The organism is Thermoactinomyces vulgaris, assembly GCF_003688725.1.
GTDB classification, from domain to species: domain Bacteria; phylum Bacillota; class Bacilli; order Thermoactinomycetales; family Thermoactinomycetaceae; genus Thermoactinomyces; species Thermoactinomyces vulgaris.
Genome location: NZ_REFP01000008.1, coordinates 244,920 through 269,951, shown reverse-complemented (window position 1 = coordinate 269,951; position 25,032 = coordinate 244,920). Strand labels below are relative to the sequence as shown.

The window sequence follows — 25,032 nt, the reverse complement described above, 5'->3', positions numbered from 1 at the left end:
TTTATTCTTGGGGGATTGTTGCTTTTTGCCCCTTCCCATGCTAGAATATTGCATGTTGCATTTTAGGGATGCGGAATCCTTGTACGGGAGGTGAATTCATTGGCAAACATCAAATCGGCAATTAAACGTGCGAAAACCAACGAAGAGCGCCGCAAACGCAATGCTTCCCAAAAATCGGCAATGCGTACGGCTGTGAAAAAGTTTTTGACCGCTGTGGAAAATCAGGACAAAGAACAAGCACAAGTTCTTTTCGGTCAAGCAACCCGCAGCTTGGACAAAGCTGTAACCAAGGGTTTAATCCATAAAAACGCAGCTGCCCGCAAAAAATCCCGTCTTGCCAAAAAGTTGAACGCTTTGGCCTGATGCACGGTTCCATAAAACGACCCCTTTGACCGGGTCGCTTTTTTATACAAAAAAGATGCCGCCGGAGATTCCGGGGCATCTTTTTTTGCCTCACAAGATTCCCATCGCATCTTTCATTTTGCGCAGAGTGTCCTCGGCCACGAGCCGGGCTTTTTCTTTTCCTTCATCCAATACTTTGTCCACATAATCGGTATGCCGGATTTCCCGGTACCGCTCTTGGATTGGCGTGAGATGATCGACCGTCACCTCGAGCAAATCCTTTTTAAATTTACCATAGCCCACCCCTTCGTATTGTTTCTCCAATTCCGGGATGGACTTTCCGGAGAGCAGGCTGTAAATCGACAGCAAATTGCTGATCCCCGGCTTGTTCTCCACGTCAAAACGGACTTGGTTGTCCGAATCGGTCACCGCGCGTTTCAATTTTTTCTCAATGGTTTTCGGATCATCCAGCATCGCAATGTAATTCATTGCGCTTTCCGCACTTTTGCTCATTTTTTTCTTTGGTTGATCCAGCCCCATGATGCGGGCCCCCACTTTTCCGATCAGCGGTTCGGGAATGGTGAACACTTCCGCATAATCCCGGTTGAATCGTTGTGCCAAATCCCTGGTCAGTTCCAAATGCTGCTTTTGGTCTTCCCCGACCGGCACCTTGTCCGCCTGGTACAGCAGAATATCCGCCGCCATCAGCACCGGATACGTGTATAATCCGACCAGTGCCGATTCCGATCCTTTTCCTTTTTCTTTAAACTGAATCATCCGGTCCAATTCCCCGACACGGGCGACACATTGAAGCAGCCAGTTTGCTTCCGCATGGGCTTTCACCTGTGACTGGGCAAACAAGGTCACTTTTTCGGGATCCAGCCCGACCGCCAGATACAAAGCGGCGACATCTTTGGTTCTTTCCAAAACCTCCTTGGGATCTTTCGGAATGGTGAGCGCATGCAGATTCACAACGCAGAAGTAGCATTCCGCTTCATTTTGCAACTCGACAAACTGCCTGATGGCCCCGAGATAATTTCCCAAATGCAACATCCCCGTCGGTTGCACTCCGGACAATACTCGCGTCATCCAAAATCACTCCTTTGCCATGCAAAAAATATTCATATAAAAAACCCGCCCCCCAAAAGGGACGGGTTTTTGCCCGCGATACCACCCTCGTTCACCTGAGAAATCAAGGTGCACTCAACAGATAACGGTCTTCCCGTTTTTCCCTACTGAGGACTCATGCCCCGTTCGGAAAAAAAGCTCCAAAGTCCATTCACACAGGTCCCTGATTGGCTTGCACCACCCGCCAACTCTCTGAACAGTTCCCCTGTGCTACTCCTCTTTTTCAACACTTTCTGTCCTTATCCATTTGTACCTGACGATTGAAGAATATTTTCCTAGAACGATCCGGAAAAGTCAAGTATATATTATTTACAAGCTTCTTAAATTGTGCTAGTTTTTTTATCATACAAGGAGGGACGGGCATGATGCATTCTATCCCCGTGAATGTCAAAGTCATTGCACCCATTTTTGCCTTCATCATGGCACTGACCGTGATTTTCGTTCGAATCAAAGCGGCTGACAAACCGACCAACGCCAAAAAAATACTCATTCCACCGCTTGGAATGAGCACAGGTTTTTTAATGTTCCTGTACCCGCCTGTGCATATCCCTTGGTCTTGGGCCATCGCATCTTTCTTGGTCGGGGCTCTTTTTTTGTCCATTCCTTTGATTCAAACGTCCAAATATGAAATCATCGACGGACAAGTTTACCTGAAACGTTCCCGGGCGTTCATTTACATTCTGTTGATCTTGTTTGTCATCCGCATGTCACTGCACACATACATCGAACATTTCATCAGCTATTACCAAACGGCCAGTTTGTTTTTTATTCTGGCTTTCGGCATGCTGCTGCCCTGGCGGATCGCCATGTATATCCAATATAAAAAACTTTTGTCCACAGAAAAAGATGCATCCCGAAAACCCATGCCCCAAAAATCTCCCTGATCGCGGGAGATTTTTTTGTTTCATTCGATTGAAATTTTCGAATATCTAAAAAAACTATCCTCTTGTGATTAAACTTGCTACAATATTACAAGTAGATCGATATTTCTTTATAAAAATTGCAAACGATCTCAAGGGAGTGTGTCTTGTGTCTAAAAAAGTGATTGTAGCGGGTGGAGGTTTGGCCGGTTTAAGCGCAGCAGCCCGACTCGCTTACAATGGATATGATGTGACTTTGCTGGAAAAAGCACCGAAACTGGGCGGACGCGCCATCACCATCCCTTTGAAAGGGTTTAACTTTAACTTTGGCGCCCATGCCATTTATGCCCGGGACAAATCCGTTTTGCGGCGTTATGAAAGCGAAATCGGATTGGAAGTGGACTGGAAAAATTTTTCCCCATCCAAAGCTTATTACGATCTGGGGTCTTATACAACCTTAATGCCTGCCACATTGGAAGGGCTTTACCGCACAAAAATTTTGGATTCCCAAAACAAATGGCGTTTCGCCTATGAAGTGTTCAAAACCATGGCTTCCATCGAAAAAGGGGAAGAAGGCATTCCCATCGGGCAATATTTGGAGAAAGAGCCCCCAAAAGTCAGGGATTTGCTGTTGACCATTGCATCATCCAACTTCTTTACCAATGAGCCTGAAAAAATTCCTTCCCCGCTGTTTTTCCAATATTACAAACGCTTATTCTCCACACAACGTGCCGTCAGTTACATCGGGGGAGGCTGGCAGGCGATTGTGGAATCCTTCTCCAAAATCATTGAAGATCACGGGGGAAAAATCATCACCAAAGAAAAAGTCAGCGGCATCGAACTGGACGGCAACCGAATTTCCAAAATCATCGGGAAAGAAACCACTTACACAGCCGATGAGTTCATTTTGTGCATTCCGCCGAAAGAGTTACACCAGCTTTTTGCCGACACCCCGTATGAATCGACATTCGAAATTTATCGCAACTACTCGCCCACCCAAGTGGTCGTCTATGATGTGGGATTGAAAGAACGGATCCCCAGCCCGTATACCTATGTATATCAAAAAGAAAAGAAAGTGTTTATCACAGACATTTCCTACTATGATACGACCTGCATCCCGGAAGGCGGTCAGTTGATGCAAGCCATCGCTTATCTCAATGATGAAGAAGCGGCTGCCAACAAGGCCAACGAGAAAGTGGCGGACATTGAATCCGTTTACGATAAACACTTCCCCGGCTGGCGGGATCAACTCGTCGCCAAACGAATTTCGAAAAAAGCGGTTGTTCAGGAAATTAAATGTATTCATGACCAAAAACTGCTGCCGGTGAAACTGTACAGTTTGGATAATGTGTATTTCGCCGGAGACTGGTGCCAGGGTGAAGGCCAACTCTCCGAACTTTCCTTCTCCTCGGCCTATGAAGTCACCAACCGGATCATGAATAAAACCACCGCATCATAAACAAAAAGGCCGGCGCCTTCATCGCCGGCCTTTTTCACCCGGTTCAAGAAATGAGCAGGATAAAAACGGATCCCAACAACGTCATGCCTAATACAACACAAGCAAAAATAACGGTAAACAAACTCCGCTCTGACGCATGTACACGGATTTGTTCCGCCGACAACCGGTCAAAGCGGCGGGCATGGGCAATCAAACTCAAATTCCCGATCAGAAACACTCCCACGATGAAAACCGCGATATACCAAACCGGGATCCCTTCCAAAAAGTACAAATCCTGGCGAAACCGAGCCTGCCCCAAGAAAAAGATCCCCAACACAACGGCCAAAATCACCGATGACAGATGATATTTCTTCCAAGTTTCACCCAGCTTTTCTTTCTCGTACCGGATCAATTCTTTCATCCCCGGAAAAAGCAGCAAGGTCGGGTGAAAGGTTTTCAGCCAAAAGCTGCTGAGTGCAACAAGAAAACACAAAATGCCCAAAAGCGTGTAGATCACAAGCGATGACAGTTGTGCCAGAGACAGCAAAGCAAGAATCCCCAGATAGACGAGAATGAGCACATTGGTATAAATCCGCTGCTTTTTACGCAGTTCATTCCGTTTTGCCGGATCCATTTTGATCAACTCCTTCCACAGCTTCCCTTCTCTTTAGTATCTTAGCATTGCTGTGTTGATGAAGGAAACAGGATCGGCACATCTTCTTCAAGCAAAGGAATGATGAATGGCGAACAGTAACCGTTCAACCGCCAGTTCCTTATCCGCTTTTCCGGATTTGATATCTTGGTCGGTGGCGATGGCGGAAATCAAAAATTGCCGCAGTTGGTCCTCTGTAAATTTGGCACCGTTTTTCAAGGCCAGTTTCACCGGATAAGGGTGGACTTTCAAGAAACCCGCCATCTCTTTTTCGGGCATCCCTTTCTTTGCCAGGGCTTTGACTTGCAACATCAACCGGATTTGCCGGATCATCAAGGCAAGAATCCGGATCGGCTCTTCTTTTTGAAACAACAAATCCTGCCAAACCATGAGCGCCTGATCAATTTTCCGCTCGGCCATCTTTTCCGTCAGTTTAAATATATTATGCTCCAGTGTCCGCGGGACAAGCTCTGACACCGTTTGCCGCGTCACCGTTCCTCCCCTTCCCGCGTAAGTGACCAGCTTCATACATTCTTGATTCAACAATTGCAAGTTCTCTCCGACCAAAAGAACCAACTCTTTCAATGCGGAAGGATCGATGGCAACTTGATGTGCTGCAAACCGCCCTTTTACCCAATCCGTCAATTCCTTCCCTTTCAGAGGGGGAAACGAAAGGGTAAAGGCTTTTTTCTGCAAGGCCTTTACCACTTTTTTTCGCTTGTCCAGTTGCTCGGAATAAACCGTCAGCACAAGAATGCTGGATGGAAGAGGATCTTCCAGGTACTTCAGCAAGGCATCCGCATCATGCTGAATCCCCGCAGCCTTTTTTTCGCTTGTGAGGAAATGGGCATGATGCCCGACAATAAACCGCCGGTCACCAAAAAAAGGGAGTGTTTCCGCCTCTTGGACCACCATTTGAACCGGCGTTTCCTCCAGATCAAAAGCGATCATGTTGCCAAACGGATCATCGGCAGGCATCCAATTGGTTTTCATCCACCGAACCGTTTCCTCGATCAAAAAAGACTCGGTTCCGTAAAGCAAATATACCGGATGCGGCCCTTTTCTTTTCAATTCTTCCAAACGGGAATGATCCACTTGTTCCACCTCTTGCCCTAATGATGAACTTCTTCCTTTTTCTCCACATCAATGGTGATCGATTGAGGAGCTTTTTGGTCTTCCTGAATGGTCATTTTCAGGGTTTGATCGGTCAACCACTCGATTTTTTGCAAACGCGCACCCGTTCCCGCAAAAGAACGCTCAAATTGAATGGTCCCGTCCGCTTTGGTGACAACCAGCGTTCCTTGTCTCCATTCCGCCTGATAGGTTTCATCCGGCGACCAAACTTGTGCACCGGATTCCCCGTCCGGTGCCGGACCATCCGTTTTCTCCATCAGGACATTCACTTCTTCCTTCGGGGTGGAATCTCCCATGAAGGTTCCGTTTTCTTTCTCCGCCGGTTGAAAATTCATCCACGCATAAAAGCCAATGAAACCGATCACCACCACTGCCGCCAATGCCTTTGCCGCCAGCGGCCATCCAAACCGGCGCCGGACGGAAGCTTCTCTCTTCAGACGGGAAGCCTCCTCTTGATCGATTTGAGCCAAGACATCGCCCACAATATCGCGGGGTGGATCCACTTTGGGAAGAAGGGACAGCTGACGCGAAACCTCCATCAGCTTCTCAGCGTTCTCGCGATCTTTCACTGATTCTGCCAGATGTTTGTTTAGCATCTTTTTTTCCGCTTCTGACAAATCATCATCCAGATCACGTTGCACCCATTCGTTTATTTTTTCATCCGCCACAGGTAATCCCCTCCTTCCTGATATTCGGACAACCACTTTTGCAATTGTTTCCGTCCCCGGAACAAATGAGATTTCACCGTATTTAACGGCAAATTCATGGCTTCTGAAATTTCCTTGTAATTATAGTCCTGGACATACCGTAGAATAATCGCTGTTTGCTGGGGCATCGGAAGACGCCGGATCGCTTGCTTTAAATCGGAGATGATGGCGCCCTTTTCTATCTCTTTGCCTGCATGGTAATCTTCCTGAACAAAATCCTCCTCCATGAACACCACCTTCTTCCGTTTGCGAAACATATCCATACACACATTAGTGACAATGCGTTGCGCCCACGTGTAAATCATGGCATCCCCTTTATACGAAGGCAAATACCGATACACTTTCAGCAATGCTTCCTGGGTTGCATCCAGCGCATCCTGTTCATTCCCCATGATGTAGTAAGCAGTGCGATAGAGCGGCGTTTCCAACTGTCGCAAAATCTCAACCAGTGCTTTTCGCTCCCCTGCCTGTGCCCGCTGAATCAATTCCGAGTCAAGCAAAAAAATAACCCCCCATATTTATTGACCTATTTTCCCACATGTTAGTTGCAAACAGGAGATTTATGTATACAAAAGTAGTATAAAGAAAAAACGGATTCATTTTAAATGGAACATCTTCCGGGTTGCATCCCTGACGGAACTGACGGTCATTCCCTTCTTCCCGATCTCAAAGATCACAGCTCCTTGTTGATCGGTCCGCCAAATGGAAATGCCTCTTTTCTCCAACCGCGAAATCACTTCCGGGGCAGGATGTCCATAGGTGTTGTAACGTCCGGCCGAAATCACCGCATGCTTGGGCTTGAGCACGTCCAGCCAGGTTTCATGGGTGGAAGAGCCACTGCCGTGATGGGCGACTTTTAAAATATCCACTGCCGGCCAACGCCAGCGTTGAAGCAACCTTTTTTCTGTCTCCGTGCCGATGTCTCCGGGAAACAAAACGTTGATGCCGTGAACGGAAAACAAACAGACCACCGAATCTTCGTTGGTTGCTTCCCCTTTGCCTCCATGCCGGACCGGATCCGGGTGCAAAAACGCAAACCCCGTTCCCCTTTCAATTTCCAACGTGCGGCCCACAGGGGACACATAGACCGGAACTTTTTGTCTGTGGAGCTCCGTCATGAGTTGCCGTTCCTCCTCATTTGCAGGCAAACGGGCATTACGCACCACTTTTTGCACCGGAAACCGCCGGATCACATCCAATAATCCATTGATATGATCCTGGTCGCCGTGTGTCAGGATCAACCAATCGATTTTTTGGATTCCTTGTGATTTTAAGTAAGGCACAATCACATCCTCGCCAACCCGAAACGGATGCTTTCGCCTTCGCCATGCTTCATGATTATCGTAACGTACATGGCCGCCTCCATCCACCAAAACGGTTTGACCGTTTGCCGTCTCAATGACCGTGGCATCCCCTTGGCCCACATCCAGAAAAGCAAGGCGTGCCAAAACGTCTTCTTTTCCCGGCTCCGCCCACAACAGCAGGCTGAGTGCCGCCACGCTTGCCGCAAGAAAAACCGGTTTTCCGCGCCGAAGCCATGACCAAAGCGCCATCGCCGAAGAGAGATAGTAAAGGAGGATCCACCACTCTGGAGGAGATGGAAAAGCCGGACAAAATGCCTTCCATGTACTCAGCCACTCCATCCCTCCCTGCATCATCCGGATCCCCGTTTCCATCACATTGGCCGCCCCCATGCTCCCGGACTCCCAGATCCAGCTCAACCCCAAAAGGAGCAAAGAGACCGGAAGCACGACAAAACTGACGATGGGAGCAAACAGCAGATTAGCGGGCAAAGACATGAAAGAGTATTCATGAAAGTGATCAATCACCAATGGAAAAGACAGCCATTCCGCGACCAGATTCCCTGCGACCGGATAACGAAGCGGTGAGGGGAGCCATGTGAGCTGTCCGGACACCGGTTCCGTCCAGACAATCAATCCGGCCGTCAACAAAAAACTGAGCTGAAATCCGGCTTCAAACAATTGATAGGGATCCCACACCAACAGAAGCAAAAGAGCAATCCCCCAAAAGGACAAACTGTCCCCCGGCTTGCGGAAAATCAAGGCAACCATCGTCAACCCCGCCATGACCGCCGCACGGGCCACCGGGGCTCCGAGACCGGTGAGAACCGCATAGACCGGCAGCAATCCGAGGACAACCCATGCCGCCTTTTCTCTGGTCAGGCCGATCCATTTTAAAATATAATATACGATCCCGGTCAGAACCGTAACATGCAATCCGGAAATCGACAACAAATGAACCAAGCCCAACCGGGTGTATTGCCGTTCCCAGTCCGGATCCACTTCCAAGCGCTCCCCCAGCAGCAAGCCGCGCAAATAACCGGACACCGGCTCGTCATACAGTTTTTCCAATTGTCCGGCCAACTTCTTCCGCCATGCATCCACCCATCCCACCGGATGTGGCGGGGCTTCTTTTAACATCACCAAAGAATGCAAACCCTTTCCTTTTCCCGTCCAATGAATTTTTTGCCGAAATAAATAAGCCCGGTAGTCCATTCCCCCCGGGTTGGAACGTTGAGATGGTTTTTCCATCCGGACCGGAAGCCGAATCCGGGAATAACGACGCAATTGTCCAGCCTTTTCCGCTTCTTCTTTTGATTGGAGTGAAAGGAAAACCCGGATTTTTTCCCGGTTTCCGTTGATCACACGATCCTTTTGTTGCAAGCGGTCCAGTTTCAGGTCAAAGCGGAGCACATCCCCGTCCACGACGGGCGAAGAAATGATGGTTCCGGCGACGGTCATTTCTTCCCCTTCCACCGTTGACGGGATTTGGCTCCGATTCTGCCCGTCCACCCAGGAAAAATGCGCAGCGGCCAAAAACAGCGCCGACAAAAAAATCCAAACCGGCCGCCCCTTGCGAAAGAGGTAATCATAGCAGACGCCCGAAAGCAAGAAAGAAACGGCCAGTCCGAGGAACAAAGCCGCATGGTTCCCCATCCGGTCCGCCAACAAAATCCCGGCTCCCCAGGCAATTCCTGCAACCACAAAAGGACGCTGCAATGCCCATCTTCCTTTCTTCCGTTTCCATTCCTTTCGACATTTTCCGACGATTTCCTTTTGGCCGCCTATCTTCACTCCAAAAAACGCACGGATTCACCGTGCGCCCTCCACTATCTCCTTCCAAATTTGTTCAAACTCTTCTTGGGTGATTTCCTTCGGAAAAAAGATTTCATACGGGTCTTGCGCGATCTCCTCCAGCGGCGGAACCGGCAACTTTCCCAATCCGGTCGGACCTGCCTCGATATCATCATAAGCATATCCAATGCTTCCGTCCCGGAACACTTCCACTTTTCGCAGTTCGTACCGGTTTTCGTCCAGTTCGGAACAGATTCTCACGGGCATGTCGTCGTGGCAATGAACATGATCTACCATGATGTAAGTTCTCCGGCTCATGTTGAACCTTCAGCCTCCTTCAGCAAAAAACGCGCGGATTTCCCGCACGTTTTCTATGCATGGCTATACTTTCGGCAATGTAATACCGGATTGGAACTGATATTTTCCTTTTTTCGTCCGGTAGGAAACTTCGCAGTCCTCATCACTTTCCAAGAAAAGAATCTGGCAAAGCCCTTCATTGGAGTAAATTTTGGCCGGCAGAGGCGTGGTGTTGGAAATCTCCAAGGTCACATATCCTTCCCATCCCGGTTCAAGCGGGGTCACATTGGTGATGATCCCGCAACGGGCATAGGTCGATTTACCCACACAAATCGCCAGCACGTTCTCCGGAATGCGGAAATATTCCACGGACCGGGCCAAAGCAAATGAATTGGGCGGAATAATGCACACATCCCCTTTATAATCCAGAAAAGAATCCGAATCGATTGCTTTGGGATCAATCACCGGGTTTAAGGCATTGTGAAAGATCTTATACTCATCAGCGACCCGGAGGTCATATCCGTAACTGCTCAATCCGTAACTGACCGCTTCTCCTTTCCCGACATTCCGGTCAATAAATGGTTCAATCATTTTGTATTGCTCTGCCATTTTCCGAATCCATTTGTCTGATTTGATCGCCATCGTTTTACGTACCCCTTCTAACATCAATTTTCCTTTCTCATTTTACATGATGACGGCTGAAAGAAAAACGTCTCCCGAAAAAGACGTATTATTTTCCAGAAAAAGAAACAACCGTTTCTTCTTGAAGGGCAGCGGCCAAATCGCCAATCAGGTCCTCCGCATTTTCCAATCCGACCGAAAGCCGCAACAAACCGTCGGTGATGCCGCGCTTTTGCCTTGCTTCCGGCGGCATGGAAGCATGCGACATCACCGCGGGATAGGACAAGATGCTTTCAACCGCTCCGAGGCTGACGGCAACGACCGGCAGTTGGACCCGTTTCAACACTTGCCGGGCTTTTTCTTTGCTGCCCACATCAAAAGAGAGAACCGCTCCGTGCCCAGTCGCCTGCCGGCATTGCAAATCATGCCATTCATTTGACGGGAGGCCGGGATAATAAACTTTTTCCACCAATGGATGCTGATTCAGCCACAACGCGATTTTTTCCGCGCTTTGCGTGGATTGTTCCAACCGCACTTTCAATGTCTTCAGACCCCTTAACACCAACCAGGAATCATGGACGCCCAATACGGCACCAAACGCATTTTGCAACAGTTCCAGCCGTTCCGCCATCTCTTTGTCTTTGGCCACCACCAACCCGGCCAGCACATCACTGTGTCCGCTGATAAATTTCGTCGCACTGTGAATGACGATATCGGCTCCCAACTTCAGCGGCTGTTGGTAATAAGGCGTTAAAAAGGTGTTGTCCACAATGGTCAAACATCGGTGTTTTTTTGCCAACCAGATAATTTCTTTTAAATCGCTCACCTTAAGCAGGGGATTGGACGGGGTTTCCACATAGATCGCTTTGGTTTGGGGCCGGATGGCTTGTTCGACTTCCCCGGTCCGGGTGGTATCGACAAACGTCGTTTCAATGCCCAGCCGCCGGAAAACTTGTGTCAGGACACGAAACGTTCCCCCGTAAACATCCCGGGAAACAATCAGATGATCCCCGCGCGAGAAGAGCAACAGCACCGTGGAGATGGCAGCCATCCCGGAGGAAAAGGCAAATCCCCGTTCACCGCCTTCCAAGTTGGCAATGGTGTCCTCCAGCGCTTTTCTTGTGGGATTTCCCGAACGGGTGTAATCAAATTCCCCGGGCCGGTCCACATTTTGATGAAAGGTGGATGACTGATAAAGAGGAATCCCCACTGCCCCGGTTACAGGATCGACTTCATTTCCGTTATGAAGCAGTTGCGTTTCAAAGTTCATCATCTATCTCCTCTCTTTATTTCGTCTTTGAAGCGGCTTGTCGGAAAGCTTGAACCAAATCATCCATCAAATCGTCAGCATGTTCGATCCCCACCGACAAACGAAGCAACCGGTCGGTCACGCCTGCCTTTTTCCGCACCTCTTCGGGAATATCGGCATGCGTTTGGGTGACCGGATAAGTCATCAGGCTTTCCACTCCGCCCAAACTCTCCGCAAAAGTAATAATCTTCAAATGATTAAGGATAAAGGGGATTTGATCCGGATCTTTCACATGGAATGAAATCATGCCTCCGTATCCCTCCGCCTGTTCATCCAGGATTTTTCGCCCGGCCGGATCGAAGGCCGGATGAAAAACCTGTTCCACTTGGGGATGTGCGGCCAAAAATTTGGCCAGCTTGTGTGCATTTTCCTGGTGTTTTTGCATCCGGAGCGCCAATTGTTTTCATTCCCCGCATCAACAACCAGGCATCCAAAGGGCCCAACACCGCCCCGATGGAATTGTGGACAAACCGCAGGCGTTCGGTCCATTCTTCTCCTTTGGCCACAATCAATCCGGCCAGCACATCATTATGCCCGCCCAAGTATTTCGTGGCACTGTGAATCACAATGTCGGCTCCTAACGTCAGCGGCTTTTGGAAAAAGGGAGTCATAAACGTATTGTCCACAATGACACACAAATTTTTTTGCCGGGCCCATCGGCACAACGACCGGATATCGACCACCTGCATGAGCGGATTGGTGGGGGATTCGATAAAAAGGCCTTTGGTGTTCGGCTGGAGCGCTTCCGCGATTTCTTCCGGATTGCGTAAATCCACATAAGAAAACGTCAACCCGTATTGTGACAAAACTTGTTCAAACAACCGGTACGTTCCGCCGTATAAATCCAGCGACACTATGAAATGGTCGCCTTTTTCAAACAATCCCATCACGGTGTGAATCGCAGCCATGCCGGAACTACAGGCATATCCTTCATCTCCTTCTTCCAATTCGGCGATGCTGGCTTCCACCACCTCACGGGTGGGATTGGCGGTTCTCGAATAATCATAGCCTGTACTTTTTCCGGAGATATGCTCATAGGCGGTTGAAAAATAGACCGGAAAACTGACAGCGCCGGTGGTCCTTTCTTTTTTATTGCCGATCTGCGCCAACCTGGTTTCCAATCTCATGGCTGCCCCTCCCTTGATGTTGACAATCATGAAAAAAGCCTCTTCCCATAAGAGAAGAGGCTTTTATGCTGAACACAATCGCACGCAAATTCAAGCTTCTTCTCTTATCTTTCAGAAACCGGGGTTTCTGCAGGAATTGGCACCATCCGGTACACTGATCTGCACCGAGGTTGCCGGGCTTCATCGGGCCAGTCCCTCCGCCACTCTGGATAAGAGAATCGTTCCTGATCCATATGAAGTTGTTGCCGTAAGTGATATGAACATTATACCGATTCACAAAATAAAAAGTCAAGGAGCTACAAAGTGATTTGCTCACGAAACTGCTCCAGTGTTTTTTCTCCGATTCCGGGGACGTTGGAGATCTCTTCAATGCTTTGAAAGGGCCCGTTTTCCTCACGATAGCTCACAATCGCTTGCGCTTTTTTGGCTCCCACACCGTTTAATTGTTGCAGTTCTTCAGCCGTCGCCGAATTGATGTTAATTTTTCCGCCCGTTCCGTCTGCGGACGGATTCATCCATGCCATCCCTTGCTGCGTTTCTCCTTTTTTGGGAATGTAAACCACTTTTCCGTCTGTCAGGCGTTCGGCCAGATTGACTTGGTCCAAATCAGCATCGGACCGGGCACCGCCTGCTTTCAATATGGCGTCATGCACTCTGGACTCCGGATCCAGACGGTAAATCCCCGGTTTTTTGACGGCTCCTTTCACATCGATCATCACCCATGGATTTTTTTCTTCAGCCGTGTCCGGCGAATCGGGTGCGTCCGCTTCCACAGGCTGATAAGGAGTTAGCGGAGACGCTGATTCATTTGGGTTTTCATCCTGTTGCCAGATAAAAACAAGGCAAACGATCAACGCCAATGCCAAACCGCCCGACAAGATCATCCATTTCTTTTCCCGGGAAGTAAAATCCCACTCCCATTGCACCATCGGCCTTCCCCTTTCCGTTTTCGCCAAAGGACATGCTTTTACAAATTATTCCATGATTCCACAAAAAAACCTTCTTCCAAAGCAAATAAAAAACGGTCCGCCAAAATGGGCGAACCGTTTTTTCTGTGGTCATCTATTTCACCACAATATTCACCAATTTTCCGGGCACAACGATCACTTTACGCACCGTTTTTCCTTCCGTCCAATGTTTAATCCGTTCATTGTCGAGCGCTTGTTTTTCAATCTCTTCCCGGGAAGCCTGGGTTGGCACCACGATTTTATCCCGCACTTTCCCGTTGATCTGAACAGCCAATTCCACTTCATCCAAGACCAGCGCCGATTCATCATAAGACGGCCACGCTGTCTGGTGGACACTTCCTTCTTTCCCCATCACGGACCACAATTCTTCCGATATATGGGGCACAAACGGAGCGAGCAAGACCACGAGCGTCTCCAACGCTTCTTTGTACAAGGCGGGATCCGTTTCGCCCGCATGTTGGTACAATCCGTTGACCAGCTCCATAATCGCGCTCACCGCGGTATTGAAGTGGTTTCTTTCCCCGATTTCAATGGTCACTTTTTTGATGGTTTGATGCAAGAGACGGCGCAACTCTTTGGTTTTGCCATCCGCTTTCGCACCAGACGGGACCGGTTGCTTGAACAGCTCTTCGTTCTGTACGACCAGACGCCATACCCGGTTCAAGAAACGGTGAACCCCTTCCACACCGGATTCACTCCAATCCAGATCGCGGTCAGGGGGCGCCGCAAACAGGATGAAGAGGCGGGCGGTATCCGCACCGTATTTCTCCACAATTTCCAAAGGACTGACCACATTTCCTTTGGATTTGGACATTTTAAGCCCGTCTTTCAACACCATTCCCTGTGTCAACAAGCTTTCAAACGGCTCATCGAACGAAACCATGCCGGCATCATAAAACACTTTGGTAAAGAACCGGGAATAAAGCAGGTGCAACACCGCATGCTCGATGCCGCCGATATATTCGTCAACCGGCATAAAGCGGTCTGCTTTCTCTTTTGCAAACGGGATTTCTTCATTATGCGGATCAGTATACCGCAAGAAATACCACGAAGAGTCCACAAAGGTGTCCATCGTGTCCGTCTCGCGGCGGGCCGGTTTTCCGCACTTCGGGCAAGTGGTGTGCACAAAACTTTCCGAAGTGGCAAGCGGATTGTTTTTCCCGTCAAAAACAACATCTTCCGGCAGCAGAACCGGTAATTGATCCTTGGGAACCGGCACGATATGGCAATCATCGCAGTAAACCACCGGGATTGGCGTTCCCCAGTAGCGTTGCCGCGAAATCAACCAATCCCGCAACCGGTAATTCACCGTCCATTTCCCTTGTCCCCGTTCTTCCAGGAACTTCGCAATCGCATGGATGGCTTCCCGGTTTTTCATGCCGTCAAATTGGCCCGAAGAAACCAACACGCCGTCTCCGGTGTATGCTTCACGCAACGGTTCGCTGAGTCTCTCATTTTCCGGACGGATGACCGGTTTCACCGGCAATTGGTATTTGGACGCAAACGCGAAATCCCGCTCGTCATGAGCCGGTACCCCCATGACAGCGCCCGTTCCGTAATCCATCAACACATAGTTGCCCACCCAGATCGGGATGGCCTCTCCCGTCAATGGATGTTGGGCATACGCTCCTGTCGGATGGCCCACTTTTTCGGCATCGTTGCTGGTCCGTTCAATTTCGGATTGTTTTTGGGTTTGGTTGATAAACTCAAGAATCCCGGCTTCGTTTTCTTTTCCTTTGATCAGCCGGGGAACCAGCGGATGCTCCGGAGCCAACACCAAGTAACTGACACCGTACAACGTATCCGGACGGGTGGTGAAGACCGTGATTTTTTCATCGGACAGCTCCGGCACCGTAAACGTGACGTGCGCCCCTTCGCTGCGGCCTATCCAGTTGCGTTGCATGGCTTTGACCCGTTCCGGCCATTTCGGCAAACGGTCCAGTCCCTCCAGCAAACGGTCTGCATAATCGGTAATCTTGAAAAACCATTGTTCCAGCTCTTTTTTGATCACTTCCGAATCACAGCGCCAGCATTTTCCTTCTTCCACTTGTTCATTGGCCAAAACCGTACCGCAGGACGGGCACCAGTTGACCATCGCTTTTTTCCGGTAAGCCAGTCCACGCTCATAGAAAAGCAAAAACAACCATTGGTTGAACTTGTAATAATCCGGGAGACAAGTTCCCACATAACGGTCCCAATCGTAAGAAGCACCCAAAAGCGATTGTTCGCGGCGAATGCGTTCCATGTTGTTCAGTGTCCATTCCCGCGGATTCACGCCACGCTGGATCGCTGCGTTTTCAGCCGGCAATCCGAAGGCATCCGCCCCCATTGGGTGCAACACGTTATAACCGTTCATCCGCCTGAACCGTGCCACCACATCGCCAATCGAATAGACCCGTGTGTGTCCCATGTGCAACCCTTCCCCGGAAGGATAAGGGAACTGTTCCAGCACATAATATTTCGGTTTGTTTGTATCCTCACCCGTTTGATAAAGCTCTGTTTTTCTCCAATGTTCTTGCCATTTGGCTTCAATTTCCCTTGGAGAGTACTCCTTCATGCCTGTAAACCTCCATCAATCTGATTTCATGCGATCAATTAAAAAACCTCCCACCCCCAGCATCTTCGGCTAGGGACGAGAGGTTGTTTCCAAATTCCCGCGGTACCACCCTAATTAGTGTTTCAAAAAACACTCCCTCATGGATCCGGTAACGGGGATGAACCGCCAAAAAGTACTGACGTGACCGCGTTCCTCTTTGGAGCAATGAGGCGAGTTCATTTGCTTCCCGGATTGACTCGCACCATCCGTCAATTCTCTGAGCCGGGAGAGGGCAAATTACTACTCCTCATCATCGCTGTCGCATTCAAAAGTTGTTTTTTAAGATTATATGAAAACAAACAGATCCGTGTCAACATTTTTCTCCAATTTCAACGCGGACGGACCGCCTGTTTTTCATACAAACCCGACCTATTGGACATGGACCTGCCTGGCGTCGCCCCACAAGCGCTCCAAGCCGTAAAATTCACGATCATCTTTGTGGAAAACATGGACAACCACATCACCGAGATCCATCAGAACCCAACGGGCATCCTGATAACCTTCCATCCCTTTGAGTTCCACGTTGTTTTCCAATAATTTTTCTTTGATTGCGGTGGCGATTGCTTGAACTTGTGTTTGCGAATTTCCGTGACAGATCACAAAATAATCCGCAAAGACGGATAATCCGCGAATATCCAGAACCGTGACATCTTGTGCTTTTTTCTCCTCGGCAGCGGTGGCTGCTAACTGAGCGATTTCCACGACTTTCAAACAGATTCCTCCCTTGAATCCTTTTGGGCAATCTGATCCAGCATGTGATTGCGTGCATCGAGTGTAAGCGGATAAACCTTCCGGCCTTTTTCGATCAAAAAGACAATGGTGTTGTCCAATGATTGAAGCACGGCCAGATTCAGGCTTTTTTCCGCAATCCTCCGGACTTCCTCCACCCCGGGAAATTGTCGGCCCGGCTCAATATAATCGGCCAGAAAAATGATCTTTTCCATTTTCGACATGTCAGGGCGGCCGGAGGTATGGTACCGGATCGCATTCAAGACCGTCTCATCCTCAATCCCGAACCGTTTCCGGGCCACGGCCGCGCCAACGGGGCCATGCCACAATTCTTTGTTGTACAGGAGCAAGTCCTGCCGCTCGTTTTCTTGTAAAATCCACTCGGTCAGTACTTCCCCGGGCCAAAACTTGCAAAAATCATGCAAAATGGCAGCCACTTCCGTTTTGTGCGGATCCACTCCCTCCCGCCTGGCCAGTTGAACGGCCGTTTCTGCAACACGAAGGGTATGCTCCCATCTTTTTTGAGGCAACTCTTTCTTTGTAGCTTGCTTTAAATACTCAAGATCCATACAACCCTTGCTCCTTTATATATTTGTATACGGAATCGGGGACAAGATAACGAACCGACCGGTTCAGCATGAGGCGCTCGCGTATGATGCTTGAGGAAATATTGGTTTCCACGGCGTCCGGAATCCACATCAAACGTTCTTCAATATATTCCGGCAACGCATCGTGATCAAACCCGGGGCGTCCAAGACCGATCACTTGAACATTTTGTATGATTTCCTTTATTTTATACCATTTTGGTAAATTTTTCACCATGTCCGCCCCCACTAGCAGAAAAAACTCAACATGAGGATTTTGTTTTTTCAGCTCCATGATCGTGTCCACCGTATAGGAGGGGCCGGAGCGCATCAACTCGATCGGATTGACTTTAAATTGCGGATGCCCCTCGATTGCCAGCTCCACCATTTTTTTTCGCTCCATGGCCGGGGTGACCGGTTTTCCTTGCTTGTGCGGGGGCTCGCCCGCAGGGATAAACCAAATCTCATGGAGGGATGCTGCTTCCCGTGCTTGTTCGGCGAGCAACAAGTGCCCGAAATGGATGGGATCAAAAGTGCCTCCAAAAATCCCTACCTTCATACCATCATTCATCCTTTAATCATCTTTTAAGGAATTGGCCAATGCTTGCTTCATCAAGGAAACGGGTGCGGGGACGCCCGTCCATTTTTCAAAGGCGATCGCCGCCTGATAAACCAGCATGCCCAATCCTTCATGCACCTTGGCTCCCTGTTGTTTGGCCCCTTTTAACAGCGCGGTCTCCCGCGGATGATAAATCAAATCGCTCACATATTGGCCTTCGTGGAACCATTCTGCCGGTACCGGTGTTGCATCCCGGTCGGGGTGCATGCCCACCGATGTGGTATTGATCACCAAATCGGCTTTTTCAATCACATCTTTTCCTTCTTTTAAAGAAACAGCCCGGGTTTGGGTAAACGAAGACAAGTGGTTTGCCAGGGCTTCTGCTTTTTCCACCGTCCGGTTTGCGATGGAAATTTCAGGAACACCTGCGGTTGCCAAAGCATACCCGACCGCCCGGGCGGCCCCGCCGGCTCCCAATATCACGGCTTTCAGCCCGGAAAAGGGAAGATCCCACTCTTCTTTCAGCGACCTTAAATAACCGGGCCCGTCGGTATTATATCCCACCCATTTTCCTTCTTCACACACGACGGTGTTGACCGCGCCGATCGCCCGGGCCGATTCATCGATCGCGTCCAAATGTTTCATGATCGCCACTTTGTGAGGGATGGTCACATTCCATCCTTTCACCCCGAGGGCCCGAAATCCATCCACCGCTTCCTTCAACCGTTCCGGTGCCACTTGAAAAGCCAGGTATACATAAGGCAATCCATGGCTCTCTAACGCCCGGTTCATCATCTCCGGTGACTTGGAGTGGCCGACCGGATCCCCGATCAGCGCCAGAAGTCCTGTTTGACTGTCCACTTGGGCTCCCCCCTCTTTTTTCTTTATTTATATAATGGACGGACGGGTGCTCACTCCGGTCCCCTCCGGAGCATAAACTTCAACCCACACCGCATTCTTACCACACGCCACCCATCCCAAGCCGGGAATGACAATGTCCGTCTTCTTCTCCCCTTTTAAATGGATCACGTGCTTTTTCAAAGGCGGCAAATTGTCCGGACGTTTGGGCGGGGACAACAATTTTCCGCGGTGTTTGTCCCACACTTCATCCGCTTTTTCCAATTTCGTCCGGTGAATGTATAACTGATTGGATAAATAACAAACAAACGACTGTCTGTTTCCCCGGACAAAGTCAAAGCGGACCAATCCTCCGAAAAACAACGTTTGTTGATCATTCAACTGATACACCCGCGGCTTGATCGTTTTGTGGGGAATCACCGATTTCAATTCCCCGGGCTCCACCCATTCGCTCACCCGGTCCTCCCGGACAATCCCCGGTGTGTCGACCAAAAATTTCCTGTCTTCCAACGGGATCCGGATGGCGTCCAAAGTCGTTCCCGGGTAAGGAGAAGTGGTGATGATCTCTTTTTCCGTGAGCTTGGCTTTTTTCAGAATTTGATTGATCAGGGTCGATTTTCCCACGTTGGTCGTTCCGATCATGTAGACATCCCGGTGATCTCTGTAAAATTCAATCGCTTCCATCACCTGCCGGATGCCAATCCCAACTTCTGCACTGATCAACACCACATCCACCGGACGAATCCCCAACTTTTTTGCCGACTGAAAAATCCATCCCCTAAGCCGTTCCCGTTTCACGCTGGGCGGGAATAAATCCACTTTATTGGCCGCAATCAAAACCGGAAGATTTCCGATCCGGCGAGCCAATCCCGGAATCCAACTTCCGGCGAAATCAAACAGATCCACCACCCATACCACAAAGCCCTCACTGCGGGCAATTTCGTCCAGGCGATGAAGATACGCATCCGGATCTTGTTCCACTTTGGCCATTTCCCCGTAATGGCGAATCCGGAAACAACGTTTGCACAAAACCACTTCCCGCGTCAACGCTTGTTCAGGGATATATCCCGCTTGATCCGGATCTTCGGTTTGCAGGGCAATTCCGCATCCTTCACAATGTTTCGTTTCTGAATCCAATCATCTGACTCCTTTCTTGTCCGTTTCTTTTCAACTTTTATGAATATCCCAGGGAATCAACCCCTTCTTTTCCAACAAATGAAAGACAAACCGTTCGACCCTCCGGTTTATTCGCGTGAAAAACCCGTCGACTTCGGAAACCGGCACCACCAAGATGGTGAAAAAGCCCATCCGGTTTCCGCCCAGCACATCCGTCAACAACTGATCCCCGATCACAACCGTTTCCTGTTTGGAAACCCCCAACTCTTTGAGCGCGCGGCGAAACGCAGCAGAAAACGGTTTTTTGGCCGCATGAATATAAGGGATTCCAAGCGGATCAGCAAATTGGGAAACCCGGGTTTTGGTATTATTGGATACGATCATCACTTTTAATCCCATTTGTTGCACTTCTTTCAGCCACTCCACCAACTCCGGGGTGGCATCGGGGCGTGTCGATTCCACCAAGGTGTTATCCAAATCCACAATGACTGCCTTGATATTGCGCTTTTTCAGTGCGGCAAAATCAATCTCATAGATCGATTGAACATACAAATCAGGTATCATTTGTTTCAACAAAGGCTACACCGTCCATTCAAAGCTTATCGGCAAATAATATATCACAGGCATAAAACTGTTTTCAAAAACTCCTCACCGGTCCAAATTCGCTTCTTGCTCTTTCCCGATTTTCTCTTGTTCCTCCAAAACGGCTAGGAACAAATCGGCATCGGATAAATATTGAAACCATGCAATCACTTCATCCGCATCTTGATCTATCACATTATACCCTTTATCCTCCAAAAGTTCACCGACCCGTTCAATCACATATCTGGAACGCATACCGATCCTCCTAATTTTTTTGCGATTTTCCATTTCGATTTTACTTCGAGTCCCAAGCACATTCAACCAAATCATCGGATAAATCGCTGGTACACCGCCCTTGCTAATGTTATAATTTTATTTGTATAGCAAATCTTTTTACAAAAAATATATTCCATGAGGTTCAGGCGATGAATTATTCATACTCATTCAAATTTTTGTGGTTGGGACAATCTTTGGCTAATTTGGCGGATTCATTTTACATGCTGGCCATTGTCACCCTGATTTACGGAAAGACGGGATCTGCCGCGATATCAGCTTTCATCCCGGTCATTCGCATCATCGCCAAGTTTATCAGCGGCATCATCTCGCCTCTGTTACTGGAACGTTACCGGCTGCTCCCTTTGCTCATCACTTCCCAAGGGAGCCAGACCCTTTTGTTGGGACTTTTGATCTTGAGCATCGATTGGTGGAAGGACTCCGCGTCATTGACGCTCGTCATTTGGCTGTTTATCATTCTCCTTGCTTTTTTTGACGGATAGACCAACCCGGCAAGAAATTCACTGGTTCCGCGTCTGGTCACCAAAGAGCAACTGGTGAAAGCCAACGGCCTTTTATCCACTTCGGACCAAACCGTCTTGCTGGTCGGCTGGGGAGCCGGAGGGTTGTTGGTTGAATTGCTTGGGGCCCATCAGGTGCTTTGGCTGACTGCCGTTTGTTTTCTCATTTCCACCCTTTCTTTGTTTTTCATTCATGATCCCCATCACAAAGAAAGGGTTTCGCCTGAAAAAACATCTCACCGGAAAGCGATGAAAGAGGGTTGGCTGCTGTTATTCAATCATCCGGTTCTGAAAAGGCTTGCAGCGATCGATTTTCTCGATTACACCGCTTCATCGGTATGGATCGGCGCCATCACCCTGACTTTTGTCGACAAAGTGTTGCACGAGCAGCATACCTGGTGGGGGTTTATCAACAGCAGTTACTTTTTGGGCACGATGATCGGCGGAATGTTGGTGATTCGTTACAGCCACTCCATTGAAAAAAGATTATACAAAATATTAATATTTTCAGGTTTTGCTTCCATCTTGTTCAAACTCATTTTCGGTTTCGTCACGTTCCCTGTCATTTCGCTCATCACCATCTTTTTGCTCAGTTTTCCCTATCAGGCAAAAGGCGTGGCCAAAAAGACACTGTATCAACTCCACACCACGCTGGACACCATGCCGAAAGTATTTTCGGCGCAATATGCGTTATGTTGTGTTGCATACGGCACTTCCTGCTTTTTGATGGGCTGGGTTGCCGACCACTTTTCCGTGCAATGGGTTTATATCATCGCCGCAGTCGCCAGCACCGTTGCCACCTTTGTCTCTTATCCGCTGAAAAAGTTCGAGGCACGAACCATTCCGGTCCGTTCCCAATCGATGCCCTGAGGAAAAAGGAGCGGGATATTCCCGCTCCTTTTTATTCTCAAATCCTTTCAATTTTTTCCATCTGACAGGGTGCATCCGTCATCGTCACCGCCGAATCCGTCATTCATTTTCTGCATTCTTTTTCAGATGTGTTGTTTCTGTTCTTTGTTTTTTTTTAAGTAATACCACAAAATAAAGGCTGCAGCGAACACCAGGATAATGGTGATCATCACTCCGACTTTTCGGGTCATGGCAAGAAAATGTTCAACCGTTTCCAAACTCCCGTAATTTCCGATAAACAACAAAAGCGTATTCCACGGGAACACACCCAGATAACTCAAAAGCCCGAACCGCCAGATGGAAATATCGCTGATGCCGGATATATAAGAGATATAATTCCCAAATCCGGTGGGACGTGACAGGGTGATGCTCCACTCTCCGTACTTTTGGAACCATTCCTGGGCTTTTTTCACTTTTTTCTCATCAAATTTCTTCTGGGTTAAATTTCCCAAATATTTCCCGATATAATAAGGAATCAAACTGAACACGACGTAAACCAGACTGTTCAGCGCACTGATCGCCACTAATTGCCACGTACTCACATCCATCAAATACCCGTAAATCAAAACAAAAGTCGCCCCGGGAAACGGAAGTGATGAAGCTTCAATCGCCGTTGCTGCAAAAAGCCCCCATACGCCACATTTCTCCAGAAAGTCCAATGCCGTTTGCAGCATATCTCCACTCCTCATTGACTATATGTTTCAAAGCCAGCCGCTCTGATTTTTTCTCGAAATAAAAAACCGAACCTTATCAACAATTCGATTTCATTATAACATACTACAAATAGAAGAAATAAACATGAATGAAACCGGCTTATCTAATGCTTGACGACCTCCGCTTCCACTTCCAACCGTACATTCCCCCGAAGCGCATTGGAAATCATGCAATTCTTCTCGGCCAACTCCACCGCCCGCTCGATTTTTTTCAGCTCTTCGTCCGTCGTTCCTTCTTCCAAAATCAATTTCGGGCGATGAATGATCGCTTCAAAGGTGAATTTTTTATCCACATGGACAATGCCTTCGGTTTCCAGCGACAATTCACGAACCGGCATGTTTCCTCTTTCAATCATCGCCGCCAACGTGATGAGATAACACGTGGCGGCCGCACCGATCAACATTTCATCCGGATTGGTTCCGACACCGGGGCCGTCCATCTCTTTTGGAATGGAAATCGTCTGTTTCAAGTTTCCCGCTTCAATCGTGCCTTGCCCGTTTCTGCCTCCATCCCAGCTTGCCTTCAAATGAAAATGATGTCGTGCCATTTTTCATCACCTGTCTTTTTTATATGAAATCATCTGCATCAATGGTTCGTTACTTTCAGCTTCCACCTTCGTTTGTTAATAAATCCATTTTAACAAGAATCGGAACCAATACCAGTGAACAACCCTTGAAAGTCTCACACAAAGATCAGGTCTTTGGGGAAGGAAGTCAACAGTTCCGCGCCGTCTTTGGCAATATAAACATCGTCTTCAATCCGGACCCCGCCGACTCCGGGAACATAAACCCCCGGTTCAACGGTAAACACCATTCCTTCTTTCAGAGGATGGTCATTTTTCCCGTGAAGGGAAGGATATTCATGAACACTGATTCCGAGCCCGTGCCCCAACCGGTGCGTGAAATAAGCCCCATAGCCGGCATCGGAAATCTTTTTCCTGGCGATTTGATCCAGATCACCCATGCGCACACCGGGCCGTGCCGCATCGATGGCGGCTTGTTGCGCTTCCTGGACAAGCAAATAAATTTCCCGTTGTTTGGAACCGGCCGATCCAAACGCCACCGTCCGGGTGATGTCCGAACAATATCCGTTCCAGACGACCCCCAGGTCAAACAATACCAAATCCCCTATTTTCAGGCGGTTCAGCCCCGGATTTCCGTGCGGCAATGCGGTTTTCTCGCCAAATAACACCATGGTGGGAAAGGACATGGCGGCGACGCCTTTTTTCTTCATGGCAAGTTCAATTTGTGCCACGATGTCCATCTCCGTACAACCCTCTTTTAAATGCTCAATCCCGACTTGCACCGCTTCATCCGCCAAGCGGGCCGCTTCCTTCAAAATCTGCCGTTCCCGCTCATCTTTGACCAAACGCAATTGGTTCAGCGTTTCGTCCAAGGAGCAAAACCGGACTTCTTCCGCCAGGGTTTGAAGTTCTTGGGACCTTGCGTAGGAAACCACATGTTCTTCGATCGCGATATTTAGACGGTTTTTGAAAGAACGGCGGCTCCACTCCTCACGGATCAATGCCCACGGGTCCTCCGCATCATCATAGCCGATCACGTGACCGGTCCAACCGGCTTCCCTCGCGGCTTGTTCTTCCATTTTCGGACAAACTAAAAAAGATTCCGCTTGTGGAAACACAAATAACCCCAACAATCGTTCATGGGGGTGGCACATAAAGTTGGTGAAATAATATACATTCTCCGGCGAATGGACAAAAGCCGCATCGATTCCTCCGGCTTTCAGCCAGTCCGTCAACCGGTCGAGTCGTTGTTGTTGGATCATTTTTTCTCCCTCTTTTTTAATCAAATCATACCACAACCGAACCTTTTCCAACAAATTAACCGGTCAAGCCCGTCATTTGTCAAAAAATTAATGGTTTCGATCGAAAAAATAAGGGAATATATAGTATT

General features: G+C 48.8%; 25 protein-coding genes, 2 pseudogenes, 1 riboswitch and 2 other annotated features. Of the genes and pseudogenes, 5 read left to right on the top strand and 22 right to left on the bottom strand.

Going from position 1 to position 25,032, the window contains the following annotated elements; all coding sequences use genetic code 11:
• Window positions 1-99 precede the first annotated feature (99 nt).
• Window positions 100-363: a 30S ribosomal protein S20 gene (rpsT, locus tag ATH33_RS05710; protein WP_037994564.1), complete on the top strand. Its 264-nt coding sequence runs from the start codon at window positions 100-102 to the stop codon at window positions 361-363.
• A 90-nt stretch (window positions 364-453) separates the two neighbouring features.
• On the opposite strand, the gene trpS is transcribed toward rpsT, so the two are convergent.
• Window positions 454-1,431, bottom strand: coding sequence for a tryptophan--tRNA ligase (trpS, locus tag ATH33_RS05705; protein WP_037994568.1), 978 nt, complete (start codon window positions 1,429-1,431; stop codon window positions 454-456).
• 54 nt (window positions 1,432-1,485) lie between these two features.
• Window positions 1,486-1,706 (bottom strand) — a binding site (T-box leader).
• 126 nt (window positions 1,707-1,832) lie between these two features.
• On the opposite strand from trpS, the gene ATH33_RS05700 reads away from it, so the two are divergent.
• Together ATH33_RS05700 and ATH33_RS05695 are read left to right on the top strand one after the other, a co-directional pair.
• Complete coding sequence (locus ATH33_RS05700; RefSeq protein ID WP_049720358.1) at window positions 1,833-2,354, top strand: CcdC family protein; 522 nt, start codon at window positions 1,833-1,835, stop codon at window positions 2,352-2,354.
• A gap of 145 nt (window positions 2,355-2,499) precedes the next feature.
• Window positions 2,500-3,789, top strand: coding sequence for a phytoene desaturase family protein (locus ATH33_RS05695; protein ID WP_082240625.1), 1,290 nt, complete (start codon window positions 2,500-2,502; stop codon window positions 3,787-3,789).
• Between the two features lie 43 nt (window positions 3,790-3,832).
• Here the strand turns inward: ATH33_RS05695 and ATH33_RS05690 are convergent, their stop codons facing one another.
• The 18 genes and pseudogenes from ATH33_RS05690 to ATH33_RS05605 form a co-directional block, all read right to left on the bottom strand.
• Complete coding sequence (locus ATH33_RS05690) at window positions 3,833-4,402, bottom strand: hypothetical protein (protein WP_121874201.1); 570 nt, start codon at window positions 4,400-4,402, stop codon at window positions 3,833-3,835.
• An 87-nt stretch (window positions 4,403-4,489) separates the two neighbouring features.
• A complete protein-coding gene (gene holA, locus ATH33_RS05685; RefSeq protein ID WP_037994574.1) occupies window positions 4,490-5,515 on the bottom strand; it encodes a DNA polymerase III subunit delta in 1,026 nt (341 codons plus the stop codon).
• 17 nt (window positions 5,516-5,532) lie between these two features.
• The gene (locus tag ATH33_RS05680) at window positions 5,533-6,222 is read right to left on the bottom strand and encodes an anti-sigma factor (protein WP_037994576.1); all 690 of its coding nucleotides are present in this window, start codon (window positions 6,220-6,222) and stop codon (window positions 5,533-5,535) included.
• Entirely contained in the window at window positions 6,204-6,761 is a 558-nt protein-coding gene (locus ATH33_RS05675) for an RNA polymerase sigma factor (RefSeq protein WP_037994578.1), read from the bottom strand. The genes ATH33_RS05680 and ATH33_RS05675 overlap by 19 nt, the downstream gene beginning before the upstream one ends.
• 96 nt (window positions 6,762-6,857) lie before the next feature.
• Window positions 6,858-9,281 carry a DNA internalization-related competence protein ComEC/Rec2 gene (locus ATH33_RS05670; protein WP_147437067.1) on the bottom strand — a complete coding sequence of 808 codons (2,424 nt, stop codon included), beginning with the start codon at window positions 9,279-9,281 and terminating at the stop codon, window positions 6,858-6,860.
• 93 nt (window positions 9,282-9,374) lie between these two features.
• Window positions 9,375-9,674, bottom strand: a complete 300-nt coding sequence (locus tag ATH33_RS05665; protein ID WP_121874200.1) for a DUF6881 domain-containing protein — start codon at window positions 9,672-9,674, stop codon at window positions 9,375-9,377.
• A gap of 63 nt (window positions 9,675-9,737) precedes the next feature.
• Complete coding sequence (gene dcd / locus ATH33_RS05660) at window positions 9,738-10,295, bottom strand: dCTP deaminase (RefSeq protein WP_037994582.1); 558 nt, start codon at window positions 10,293-10,295, stop codon at window positions 9,738-9,740.
• An 88-nt stretch (window positions 10,296-10,383) separates the two neighbouring features.
• Window positions 10,384-11,544 carry an aminotransferase class I/II-fold pyridoxal phosphate-dependent enzyme gene (locus ATH33_RS05655; RefSeq protein ID WP_121874199.1) on the bottom strand — a complete coding sequence of 387 codons (1,161 nt, stop codon included), beginning with the start codon at window positions 11,542-11,544 and terminating at the stop codon, window positions 10,384-10,386.
• 16 nt (window positions 11,545-11,560) lie between these two features.
• Window positions 11,561-12,710 (bottom strand): annotated as a pseudogene (locus ATH33_RS05650) (aminotransferase class I/II-fold pyridoxal phosphate-dependent enzyme).
• Window positions 12,711-12,811: 101 nt separating this feature from the next.
• A riboswitch (SAM riboswitch) is annotated at window positions 12,812-12,926 on the bottom strand.
• Window positions 12,927-13,006: 80 nt separating this feature from the next.
• Window positions 13,007-13,639: a helix-hairpin-helix domain-containing protein gene (locus tag ATH33_RS05645; protein WP_049720362.1), complete on the bottom strand. Its 633-nt coding sequence runs from the start codon at window positions 13,637-13,639 to the stop codon at window positions 13,007-13,009.
• Window positions 13,640-13,772: 133 nt separating this feature from the next.
• A complete protein-coding gene (leuS, locus tag ATH33_RS05640; RefSeq protein WP_037994590.1) occupies window positions 13,773-16,235 on the bottom strand; it encodes a leucine--tRNA ligase in 2,463 nt (820 codons plus the stop codon).
• Between the two features lie 68 nt (window positions 16,236-16,303).
• Window positions 16,304-16,537: a binding site (T-box leader), on the bottom strand.
• A 106-nt stretch (window positions 16,538-16,643) separates the two neighbouring features.
• Window positions 16,644-16,985 carry a ribosome silencing factor gene (gene rsfS, locus ATH33_RS05635; RefSeq protein ID WP_206759997.1) on the bottom strand — a complete coding sequence of 114 codons (342 nt, stop codon included), beginning with the start codon at window positions 16,983-16,985 and terminating at the stop codon, window positions 16,644-16,646.
• Window positions 16,982-17,572: a bis(5'-nucleosyl)-tetraphosphatase (symmetrical) YqeK gene (gene yqeK / locus ATH33_RS05630; protein WP_037994595.1), complete on the bottom strand. Its 591-nt coding sequence runs from the start codon at window positions 17,570-17,572 to the stop codon at window positions 16,982-16,984. Before yqeK ends, rsfS begins: the two co-directional genes overlap by 4 nt.
• Window positions 17,562-18,146 (bottom strand): nicotinate-nucleotide adenylyltransferase, encoded by a 585-nt coding sequence (locus tag ATH33_RS05625; RefSeq protein WP_037994596.1) that lies wholly within the window; start codon window positions 18,144-18,146, stop codon window positions 17,562-17,564. Before ATH33_RS05625 ends, yqeK begins: the two co-directional genes overlap by 11 nt.
• Before the next feature lie 15 nt (window positions 18,147-18,161).
• On the bottom strand, window positions 18,162-19,007 hold the full coding sequence (gene aroE / locus ATH33_RS05620; protein ID WP_037994597.1) for a shikimate dehydrogenase: 846 nt from the start codon (window positions 19,005-19,007) through the stop codon (window positions 18,162-18,164).
• Between the two features lie 27 nt (window positions 19,008-19,034).
• Window positions 19,035-20,141, bottom strand: a complete 1,107-nt coding sequence (yqeH, locus tag ATH33_RS05615; RefSeq protein WP_037994599.1) for a ribosome biogenesis GTPase YqeH — start codon at window positions 20,139-20,141, stop codon at window positions 19,035-19,037.
• A 30-nt stretch (window positions 20,142-20,171) separates the two neighbouring features.
• A complete protein-coding gene (locus ATH33_RS05610; protein ID WP_037994600.1) occupies window positions 20,172-20,693 on the bottom strand; it encodes a YqeG family HAD IIIA-type phosphatase in 522 nt (173 codons plus the stop codon).
• 75 nt (window positions 20,694-20,768) lie between these two features.
• Window positions 20,769-20,957, bottom strand: a complete 189-nt coding sequence (locus tag ATH33_RS05605) for a hypothetical protein (protein WP_037994601.1) — start codon at window positions 20,955-20,957, stop codon at window positions 20,769-20,771.
• Window positions 20,958-21,127: 170 nt separating this feature from the next.
• Between ATH33_RS05605 and ATH33_RS05600 the strand changes: the two genes are divergently transcribed.
• Window positions 21,128-21,478: a hypothetical protein gene (locus ATH33_RS05600; protein WP_121874198.1), complete on the top strand. Its 351-nt coding sequence runs from the start codon at window positions 21,128-21,130 to the stop codon at window positions 21,476-21,478.
• A 15-nt stretch (window positions 21,479-21,493) separates the two neighbouring features.
• Window positions 21,494-22,366 (top strand): annotated as a pseudogene (locus ATH33_RS05595) (MFS transporter); the annotation flags it as partial.
• A 122-nt stretch (window positions 22,367-22,488) separates the two neighbouring features.
• On the opposite strand, the gene ATH33_RS05590 reads toward ATH33_RS05595, so the two are convergent.
• The 3 genes from ATH33_RS05590 to ATH33_RS05580 form a co-directional block, all read right to left on the bottom strand.
• Entirely contained in the window at window positions 22,489-23,079 is a 591-nt protein-coding gene (locus ATH33_RS05590; protein WP_037994606.1) for a DedA family protein, read from the bottom strand.
• A 143-nt stretch (window positions 23,080-23,222) separates the two neighbouring features.
• On the bottom strand, window positions 23,223-23,666 hold the full coding sequence (locus tag ATH33_RS05585) for an SACOL1771 family peroxiredoxin (RefSeq protein WP_037994607.1): 444 nt from the start codon (window positions 23,664-23,666) through the stop codon (window positions 23,223-23,225).
• Window positions 23,667-23,800: 134 nt separating this feature from the next.
• On the bottom strand, window positions 23,801-24,904 hold the full coding sequence (locus tag ATH33_RS05580) for a M24 family metallopeptidase (RefSeq protein ID WP_121874248.1): 1,104 nt from the start codon (window positions 24,902-24,904) through the stop codon (window positions 23,801-23,803).
• Window positions 24,905-25,032 lie beyond the last annotated feature (128 nt).

Excerpts from the sequence above, each read along its gene's own strand:
- ATH33_RS05645 (WP_049720362.1), bottom strand. The coding sequence starts at position 13,639 with ATGGTGCAATGGGAGTGGGATTTTACTTCCCGGGAAAAGAAATGGATG.
- dcd (WP_037994582.1), bottom strand. The coding sequence starts at position 10,295 with ATGGCGATCAAATCAGACAAATGGATTCGGAAAATGGCAGAGCAATAC.
- ATH33_RS05700 (WP_049720358.1), top strand. The coding sequence starts at position 1,833 with ATGATGCATTCTATCCCCGTGAATGTCAAAGTCATTGCACCCATTTTT.
- leuS (WP_037994590.1), bottom strand. The coding sequence starts at position 16,235 with ATGAAGGAGTACTCTCCAAGGGAAATTGAAGCCAAATGGCAAGAACAT.
- ATH33_RS05665 (WP_121874200.1), bottom strand. The coding sequence starts at position 9,674 with ATGAGCCGGAGAACTTACATCATGGTAGATCATGTTCATTGCCACGAC.
- yqeK (WP_037994595.1), bottom strand. The coding sequence starts at position 17,572 with ATGGATCTTGAGTATTTAAAGCAAGCTACAAAGAAAGAGTTGCCTCAA.
- ATH33_RS05605 (WP_037994601.1), bottom strand. The coding sequence starts at position 20,957 with ATGCGTTCCAGATATGTGATTGAACGGGTCGGTGAACTTTTGGAGGAT.
- trpS (WP_037994568.1), bottom strand. The coding sequence starts at position 1,431 with ATGACGCGAGTATTGTCCGGAGTGCAACCGACGGGGATGTTGCATTTG.
- ATH33_RS05585 (WP_037994607.1), bottom strand. The coding sequence starts at position 23,666 with ATGGCACGACATCATTTTCATTTGAAGGCAAGCTGGGATGGAGGCAGA.
- ATH33_RS05625 (WP_037994596.1), bottom strand. The coding sequence starts at position 18,146 with ATGAAGGTAGGGATTTTTGGAGGCACTTTTGATCCCATCCATTTCGGG.
- ATH33_RS05690 (WP_121874201.1), bottom strand. The coding sequence starts at position 4,402 with ATGGATCCGGCAAAACGGAATGAACTGCGTAAAAAGCAGCGGATTTAT.
- ATH33_RS05655 (WP_121874199.1), bottom strand. The coding sequence starts at position 11,544 with ATGAACTTTGAAACGCAACTGCTTCATAACGGAAATGAAGTCGATCCT.
- ATH33_RS05590 (WP_037994606.1), bottom strand. The coding sequence starts at position 23,079 with ATGCTGCAAACGGCATTGGACTTTCTGGAGAAATGTGGCGTATGGGGG.
- ATH33_RS05580 (WP_121874248.1), bottom strand. The coding sequence starts at position 24,904 with ATGATCCAACAACAACGACTCGACCGGTTGACGGACTGGCTGAAAGCC.
- ATH33_RS05600 (WP_121874198.1), top strand. The coding sequence starts at position 21,128 with ATGAATTATTCATACTCATTCAAATTTTTGTGGTTGGGACAATCTTTG.